At 57.8% G+C, this 7,684-nt stretch carries 6 protein-coding genes; 2 read left to right on the top strand and 4 right to left on the bottom strand.

The genetic code is table 11. From position 1 onward, the window contains the following. From RTI30_RS11080 to RTI30_RS11070, 3 genes are all read right to left on the bottom strand, one after another. Positions 1–246, bottom strand: a 246-nt coding sequence (locus RTI30_RS11080) for a hypothetical protein (protein ID WP_312283761.1), incomplete at its 3' end; no start/stop codon positions are given. Between the two features lie 18 nt (positions 247–264). Then, positions 265–3,756, bottom strand: a complete 3,492-nt coding sequence (locus RTI30_RS11075) for an efflux RND transporter permease subunit (RefSeq protein ID WP_312262565.1) — start codon at positions 3,754–3,756, stop codon at positions 265–267. Beyond that, a complete protein-coding gene (locus RTI30_RS11070; protein WP_312262566.1) occupies positions 3,753–4,880 on the bottom strand; it encodes an efflux RND transporter periplasmic adaptor subunit in 1,128 nt (375 codons plus the stop codon). Before RTI30_RS11070 ends, RTI30_RS11075 begins: the two co-directional genes overlap by 4 nt. Before the next feature lie 514 nt (positions 4,881–5,394). Here RTI30_RS11070 and RTI30_RS11065 point away from each other — a divergent pair. Both RTI30_RS11065 and RTI30_RS11060 read left to right on the top strand, forming a co-directional pair. Then, complete coding sequence (locus tag RTI30_RS11065; RefSeq protein WP_312283760.1) at positions 5,395–5,961, top strand: hypothetical protein; 567 nt, start codon at positions 5,395–5,397, stop codon at positions 5,959–5,961. A 95-nt stretch (positions 5,962–6,056) separates the two neighbouring features. After that, positions 6,057–6,929: a hypothetical protein gene (locus RTI30_RS11060; RefSeq protein WP_312262568.1), complete on the top strand. Its 873-nt coding sequence runs from the start codon at positions 6,057–6,059 to the stop codon at positions 6,927–6,929. A 60-nt stretch (positions 6,930–6,989) separates the two neighbouring features. On the opposite strand, the gene RTI30_RS11055 is transcribed toward RTI30_RS11060, so the two are convergent. Beyond that, a complete protein-coding gene (locus RTI30_RS11055; protein WP_312262569.1) occupies positions 6,990–7,385 on the bottom strand; it encodes an SCP-2 sterol transfer family protein in 396 nt (131 codons plus the stop codon). Positions 7,386–7,684 lie beyond the last annotated feature (299 nt).

The following is a 7,684-nucleotide window of genomic DNA, read 5'->3' as shown; positions in this document are numbered from 1 at the left end:
GCCGTTCCACGCTGGCGCCGCGCCATAGCCCTGTGGGCCAGAATTGGCGGGCATCATATTGTTTTGGGGAGCAGGCATTGTTGCCGTCCCGGCATCGCCTTGCCAAGGGATCATTCCCGCGCTGGCGCCGCCCGCAAAATTGGCATCCTCTCCGGCATAGGGTGCCGCGATGGCGCTGCTGGCGATGAGGAGACCGGCGAGCACTAACAGGGCTCGAAGACGCTGGGGCGAAGATGTGGAATACATAGATTCTCCTCGATGCGGTTACTTGGTAAACAGGCGCGTGAGAAAACGGCGCCAAGCGGCGACAAAAGCCCGGAGATCCTCCCAAAGGCTCTGCCAGATCAATGACAACAGTGCAAAACAATCGCTACCCCCACGCTTCGTCGTCTGCGGACGAGCGCTGTCGTCCAGCTTTTCACTATGCGTGAGCGGCATCTCGCCGGGGTTGACGACGATCCAGGTGCGATCACTCATGGGGAAGGGCGGTCGGCCGGCAACCGTACCGTCGCCCAAATCGATACTGGCAGGGCAAAAAGCGCGGCGACCGCTCACGCAACCCATGGGAATGACGAGCAAGGTAAGGATCGTCGACACCATCACGCCAAAGAGGAGCGAGATACCCATACCGCGGAAGATGGGCGAGGTGATGATCTCCGCCGAGCCCAGCATCAGCGCCAAGGCGGTGATGACGATGGGACGGGTGCGGGTGGCGCAGGCCTCGATCAGCGCATCGAGGACGGGGTACCCCTCAGCAACCCGCTGCTGGGAGTAATCGACTAGCAAAATCGAATTGCGCACGATAATGCCGGCAAGAGCGATAAAACCAATCATCGATGTGGCGGTAAAACTGGCGCCAAAGAGCCAATGGCCCGGCAAAATCCCGATCAAGGTCAAAGGGATAGGCACCATGATGATGGCAGGAATGACAAAGTTGCCAAATTCCCAAACCACCAGCATGTAAATCAGCACCAGGGCCACCAAGAAAGCCGCACCCATGTCGCGGAAGGTACGATAGGTCACCGTCCAGGCGCCGCCCCATTTGATGGCGGCAATGTCCCCACTCGGCTGGCTGATCCAATTGATCTCCAAGGCCTTGCCGGTAGGAGCCAAGTAGTGGCCGAGGGCAGACTCGACTTCCAACATGCCGTACAAGGGTGCGTCCAAGCGCCCCTGGGTATCTGCCATCACATACTGCACCGGACGCAGGTCTTGCTGGTAAACCGGTGCTTCTGCCGGTACTCGCGCAAAGTTACCGAGACTATAGAGCGGCACGACCCCATATTGCGGTGAGGGAATGGGCAGATTGGCAAGGTTCTGCACATTGCTGCGCAGATACAAGGGGGCCTGCAGATAGATGGGCACCGCTAGGGTCTGCCCGTAGGGATGAAAATTGCCGAGCTCGTGGCCGCCCATGACCAGGGACAGGGTATCGTTGACCGTGGCATTGCTGATTCCCGCCATGCCGGCACGGGTGGCATCCACATGAAAAGCGAGCAGATTATGGGGCGCCATCAGGGTGTTGTTGACGTCCGTCAGGTTCTTACTCTGTTCGAAGACCGTGGTCAGATGTTCGGCCACCGCGTCGCGGATTGCGGCTGAAGGCCCGTAGACTTCGGCTACAACTGGCGCCAAAACCGGTGGTCCCGGCGGCGTTTGCACGACCTGGATGCGTGCCCCCCAGCTCTGTGCTACCGCCTCGATACGCTGCCGCGCTTCCCTGGCCAAGGCTGAACTTGAGGCGGAGCGGTCGGCGCTGTCTACCAATTGCACATGGATCATCGCCTGCCAAGGCTGATTGCGCAAATAATAATGACGAACCATACCGTTGAAATCGTAGGGCTCCGGTGTGCCAACGTAGCTCTGCAGGGCGACGACATCGCGCATCCCCTGCAGGCGTTCCTGTATGGCGTAGGTGGCGTTGGCGGTGTCGGGCAGGGCGGTGCCCGCTGGCATGTTCACTACCACATTGAAGTCGTTGGAATTCCCGTGGGGCAGCATGGTGAACGGTACCCACTCCACCAAGAATAAGGCCAAACTGCCGAAAAACGCGACGACAATGCTCGCCAGAAACAGGCGCCCATACAATTTGCGCCGCACGAGCGGAATGAGGGTTTGGGCGAAGAATTTACGCAACCAAGCCGCCTGCTTTGCCTCGCGATGGTGCATTTTTTCCAGCACCCGCAGATTCGGCTTGAAACGCAAAATCAGCCACGGCGCCAACGCAAAGGCAATGAGCAGAGAAGACAGCATGGCCACGGAGCCAAGCACCGGGATCGGCGCCATGTATGGTCCCATCATCCCGCCTACAAAGCCCATGGGCAGTAGCGCCGCAATCACCGTAAAAGTAGCCAGGGTGGTAGGGTTGCCCACCTCGCGCACGGCATCGATGAGGATCTCCGTCGAGGTGTTGTTCTCCTGCAGCCAACGGCGATAGACGTTTTCGACGATGACGATGGAATCGTCCACCAAGATACCGATGGAAAAGATCAGTCCGAACAAACTCACACGATTGATGGTGATACCTACGATCCACGCGGCAAACACCGTGATCAGCAAAATCAACGGAATAGTGATAACGACGACGGCGGCAGCGCGCCAGCCCAAGGTGAGAAAAATTAATACCGTGACTGCCGCCGTAGCTACAAAGAGCTTGAACAACAAAGAGTTGACCTTGTCATTGGCAGTTTTACCGTCGTTGCGGGTGATGCTGACATGGACATTCTCCGGGATGACGGACCCCTCGAGAGAATGCACCCGCGCAATCAATGCCTCGCCAACGCTCACCGCGTTGCTACCGGCCGTCTTCGCCAGGGCGATGGTCACTGCCGGTGCATTGTTGACCCGCTCTCCATCCTTGCTTGCCGCGCCGCTGCTGTAGGTGACCAGACTATGGGGGGTGGCGGGTCCGTACTGGACACTTGCTACTTGCGAGAGATAGACCGGTGCGCCATGAAAAACGCCCACCACCAAGTTTTCCACTTGCTGAGGGCTGCGCAAAAAGCCGCCACTGAGCACCGCCAAATGGGTATTGTTGCCCTCGGCGCTGCCGCTTTGTAGTTCCTGATTGGCAGAGCGCACCACCTCGGCAACGGCCTGTGGCGGCAGGTCGTAGGCCGCCAAGCGGCTCGGCTGCACGTCGATATTCAGGGCATCCGTGGCGCCATGCACAATAAAGCTCTCGCCGGTGTCTGGAACCTCTTTCAAGCGCTTCAATACGCTTTGCGCGATCTCATCGAGCGTGCCAGGCCCCACGCTCTCCGACCACAGGGTAAAGGTCATGAAAGGAACGCTATTGATGCCCTTGGCCCGCACCAAGGGTTTGCCCGCCCCGGCAGGGATTCGATCCATATTGGCGGCAAGCTTGTTGTACACCGCCACCAGAGCTGGGGCCATATGCTCACCAACCGTGAATCGCACGGTAACCATGGCCTCACCTTGATTGGAGACCGAGTACACATGCCGCACCCCCGGCAGCTCGCTCATCAACTGCTGCAAGGGGTCGGCGACCATGCGTGCTACTTCCGCTGGCGAGTGCCCAGGATATGGCACAAAGATGTCAACCATGGGCACGGAAATCTGCGGATTCGAGGCCCGTGGCGTAGAAATGAGGCCGAGAATGCCCGCCGCCAATAGCACGAGCAGCAAAAGCGGAGCCAGCGGCGAGTTGATGAAAATGCGCGCGATGCTCCCCGCCAAACCGAGATTTTTCTTCTCTGGAGCCTGCGGAGAATGGCTGCCGTTACAGGCGTTCATGCAGCCGCTCCTGCCGTGGTTTGCAGACGATAGCCGGAACCAATCCCGGCGGGTGGATCATTGACAATGATGTCGCCTGGCCGCAAGCCCGACAAGACCTGTACCATGCCGTTACCCAAGGGTTCGCCCAGGCGCAAAACGCGCAGTTGCGTAATGCCCTGCACGTCCACGAGTACCGAAGGCAGACTGCGTCCGGGGAGGAGGGCCGATTGTGGAATCGCAACGCCGAGAGATGTTGATTGCGCAGCAGGTAGATGAACGGTCACATAATCGCCAGCGCGAATGCCGGTATTAGACGGCAGCGCGAGCTTGACGGCAATGGTGTGCGTTTGCGCATCCGCCTGGGGCGCGATTTGTACTATCCGTGCGCTTACCAAACGGCCATCGCTGTCGACTTGCAAGGCAGCGCCGAGTCGTAGACCCGCGCTCATGCTGGTGGGTACCTGCACAAGGACCTGTGCGGGGCCAGCCCCTCCCAATACCAAGAGCGATTGACCTGGTTGCACCACATCACCGGGGTTGACGTCCTTCTGCAGAATGACCCCGTAGAAAGGAGACACCCCGTACGCATTGCGGATCTCTGCATCGATCTCGCGAATGCGATAGGCTGCCGATTGCAATTGCGCCTGTGCCTGCAAGGCAGCGGCGCGGCGATTGTCGAGAGCAGCAAGGTAATTGGCCCAGGGATTTTGCTGGTTGCCCATCATGGCCCCTAGAGCCTGACCAAACCAAGCGAATGGATTCCAGGGGCTAGCGCCGCCGCCATAGTTATAGAGCTGCACCTGGTACTGCGAATAGCCATTGCTCACGGCCACCTGCGCCGCGGCATAGGCGGCTTCCGCCTGTGCCCGCTGTGCCAGCAGGGCATCGGTGTCGAGCGCAACCACTATCTCGCTGCCCCGCACCGGCGTACCCGCAGGGCCTGCAACGTACTGCACGCGACCAGCAGTCTGTGCACGCAACACCACTATTTGTCCGGGAATGGCGCGGGCGCCCAAGACCGGACCCAATGCGGGGGCAGGGTGCACTTCGATCAGAGCGGGCGCGGCAAGGGTCATCGCCGGAGCGAGGCCCAACGCTACAATGGGGAACCAGCGAATTACGGTAGAGCTGCGAGGGATCATTTCCGTGTCGTTCCTAAAAAATGCTTGCCCTCGGCAAAGCATAGTTCGTGCCTATTTGTAACAATATGTTTTTTAAGCACTAATAAATACGTGCCTAGATCGCTGTTGCAATACGAAAAGAGGTTTGGCAGAAAAAACAAAGAGATGATCTGTTGCAGTAGCGGTGTTGCGTTGCAGCAGCTAGGAATAATCGTGGCGTAACAGACTGATAAAATAAGAAAAATCATGTTGGATAGTGCGTTCGAGAAGAGCATCTGCTACCTCTGCAACGGTTGCAACAGGCGCCACAGCAAAAGATCCAAAGAAAAACAATGAGGTAAAAACTACCGTTGCAGGCGAAACTAGCAAGAAAATTTTTTAATGTGAAAAAACAAGTTGTTATAATGTGGCACGGACTGTGCTTTGCTGCACTTCAGTAATTCTGGATCGGGATTGCTGGGTGTCGGCCGAGGCGCAGAAGGCGCGCTCCAGTCGGCGACAGATGATGGCGATGATGCGTAGGAGTGCCTTTGTTATGAAGACAATGATGAACGAAAAACGATGGATCTTGGGTTCAGCCGCAGCCCTTGGAGTCTCTGTCTTACTGGCTGCAGGGCCGGCCTTTGCCTGGGGGCCATGGGGGGGTGATATGCCCTGGGGCGGGATGCCCTGGGGCGGGGGAAGCAATCCCTTTTACAGCGGTGGCGGTCCTTTTGGTGGCTATGGTGGCCCCTTTACTGGCAGCAATGGACCCTGGGACATGGGCAGCATGAGCTTCAACGGTCCGCACGGCGGCCCAATGAGTTTCAACAGCGGCCGCTACGGCAGCTATGGGCAGGGATTCAATGGCTATTACGGTGGAGCCTATGGCAACGGGTATGGTCAGGCCTATGCTCCCAGCGCCCCTTATCCCGCCTATCCCAATTACGGACCGGGCGGTGCCTACGGTGCGTATCCGCAACCGGCACCTGCCTATTATCCCCCTGTGTATCCACAGCAGCAGGCGCCCGGTTATGCGCCGCCTTCCGGGCCCTATGGTTATGGTGACCCTTACCCCGGCTATGCCCCAAGCTACAACCCGTATGGCTATGGGTATCGCTAACCAGGAAGGATAGTACAAGCAGTAAAGGCGGTGCCCGGCAGGGCGCGTCGCTTTTCTGCTTGGAGCACATCTGATCGTTACGAGAGGAGTCAGGTATGACAACGAATGAGCAGGACCCACACGCCAGCAAAGACCAGTTATCGTCTGCCGGCGAAGGATCCGACGTCGGGCGCAGCGGCAACGTGTCCGACGAAACCCCCGGGACGACGGCGCCAAAAGCCAGCGACCACGCAGGGAACCCAGAAAGTGAAACCGTACCTTCCGGAACGGAAGCACCGCAGATTATTCCGGGGTCGGGAACCACTGCGCCGGAATTAGCCACCGAAGCATCTGGTACTTCGGCGCCTTCCCCGGCTTCCGTCGGGGGTGGGGGCACGACGCCGCCAGGCGCTACCAGTTATCCGCCGCTGCCGCCGCGCCAGCCCAAAAAGACCGCTATTAGCCGGGTGCTTTCCTGGCCCGCTTTGGTTCTTCTCCTAGTCATCATTATCGTCATTTTGTTCATTTGGGGGGTTACCGCCCACCAGCAGAGCGGTACGCCAAAGGTCGCGGAAAAGACCCTTACCGTTGCCCCCATCGCCGCACCCGGTATGGCGGCAAGCCCAGAGGCGGCACCCCAACTCACCGCCGAACAGCGCCGAGAGCTGATGGCGGCGCGTGCCGCCTATTGGCAGCATGACATTCCTGCCGCCATCCAAAAATATCAGGATCTCATTCAGCAGGTGCCCAATGCTGCCTTCGTCTACGGTGAGTTGGGTAATGTGTACTACATGAATGGCGAGCGCCAGAAGGCAGCCGAAAATTTTTCCCATGCCGCCATGCTCTTGATTCAACAAAATCAGCCACAACGGGCTGCAAGCTTAATACCGGTGCTCGGCGCTTTGGATCCGACCCTGGCGCAAAAGGTTCAGGCAGCCTTGGCACGCAGTCCGGAAGATTCCGGGTACGGCAATTCTGGCGGATATTGACGTAGCAAATACTATCCATTGTTGGGCAGAGTTTGACTCTGCCCATTTTTTAATCGTTGATCAGACGCGGCCCATTACCGCAAAACTTTTAATGAACGGAGCGGCCATACGCGGATCTTTTAACATGCTCTTATAGTTACCCACCTTGAATTTGATCTTGCCGGTGGTAAAGGCCATACCCAAACCCGTCATTCCCGGTGGACTCGAAATCCACTTCATCCATTGGTCGACGCTGGCGCGGATGTCCCAGTTCAGCGCTTGTCCCTGAAAGGGGCCAGCACTAACGGCTTGTCCCCGCGCAATTTGTAAAAATCCGCGAGGCGCTTCTTCTTCCACAAAGCCATAGGCAATATTGGAAGCAAAATCGATCTGCGCCAAGGCCTGCGCCAAGTCCGGCTCCTGGTTCCAGGCGGCGGCAAATCGTTCCATCCAAGTGGGGGAAAATAGTTCAGCCATAGATCAACTCTCCTTGCGTTCATAGGGCGGACAGTAAACCCGCCAGGACATGGCAAGCAGCTTTCATTCCCGCAACATTTGTAGATCTGATCTCTAAAAATCAGGGTGATAGAAAAGAGTTTCTGTTTTTCCCGACCAGACGGGTGTTGCAGATGCAACGCGCTCGCTGATGACTGCAACGGTTTGGTCTAGGTTGCCACGCTTGCATAAGTTCACAAACCTTTGGCACTTCTTTGGCGAGGGAGGAGTGCCATGCAGGTTCAACATGTCGGGTACCGGATCCGGGGGTTTTACCGGGT

Origin of the sequence: Candidatus Igneacidithiobacillus taiwanensis, assembly GCF_031962545.1 — a bacterium.
Lineage (GTDB): Bacteria > Pseudomonadota > Gammaproteobacteria > Acidithiobacillales > Acidithiobacillaceae > Igneacidithiobacillus > Igneacidithiobacillus taiwanensis.
Note: the sequence above shows the minus strand (reverse complement) of the source record. Positions and strands in the feature narration are given on the sequence as shown.

Bases quoted from the DNA above. Each gene is read 5' to 3' on its own strand.
- RTI30_RS11075 (WP_312262565.1), bottom strand. From the start codon at position 3,756: ATGAACGCCTGTAACGGCAGCCATTCTCCGCAGGCTCCAGAGAAGAAA.
- RTI30_RS11070 (WP_312262566.1), bottom strand. From the start codon at position 4,880: ATGATCCCTCGCAGCTCTACCGTAATTCGCTGGTTCCCCATTGTAGCG.
- RTI30_RS11065 (WP_312283760.1), top strand. From the start codon at position 5,395: ATGAAGACAATGATGAACGAAAAACGATGGATCTTGGGTTCAGCCGCA.
- RTI30_RS11060 (WP_312262568.1), top strand. From the start codon at position 6,057: ATGACAACGAATGAGCAGGACCCACACGCCAGCAAAGACCAGTTATCG.
- RTI30_RS11055 (WP_312262569.1), bottom strand. From the start codon at position 7,385: ATGGCTGAACTATTTTCCCCCACTTGGATGGAACGATTTGCCGCCGCC.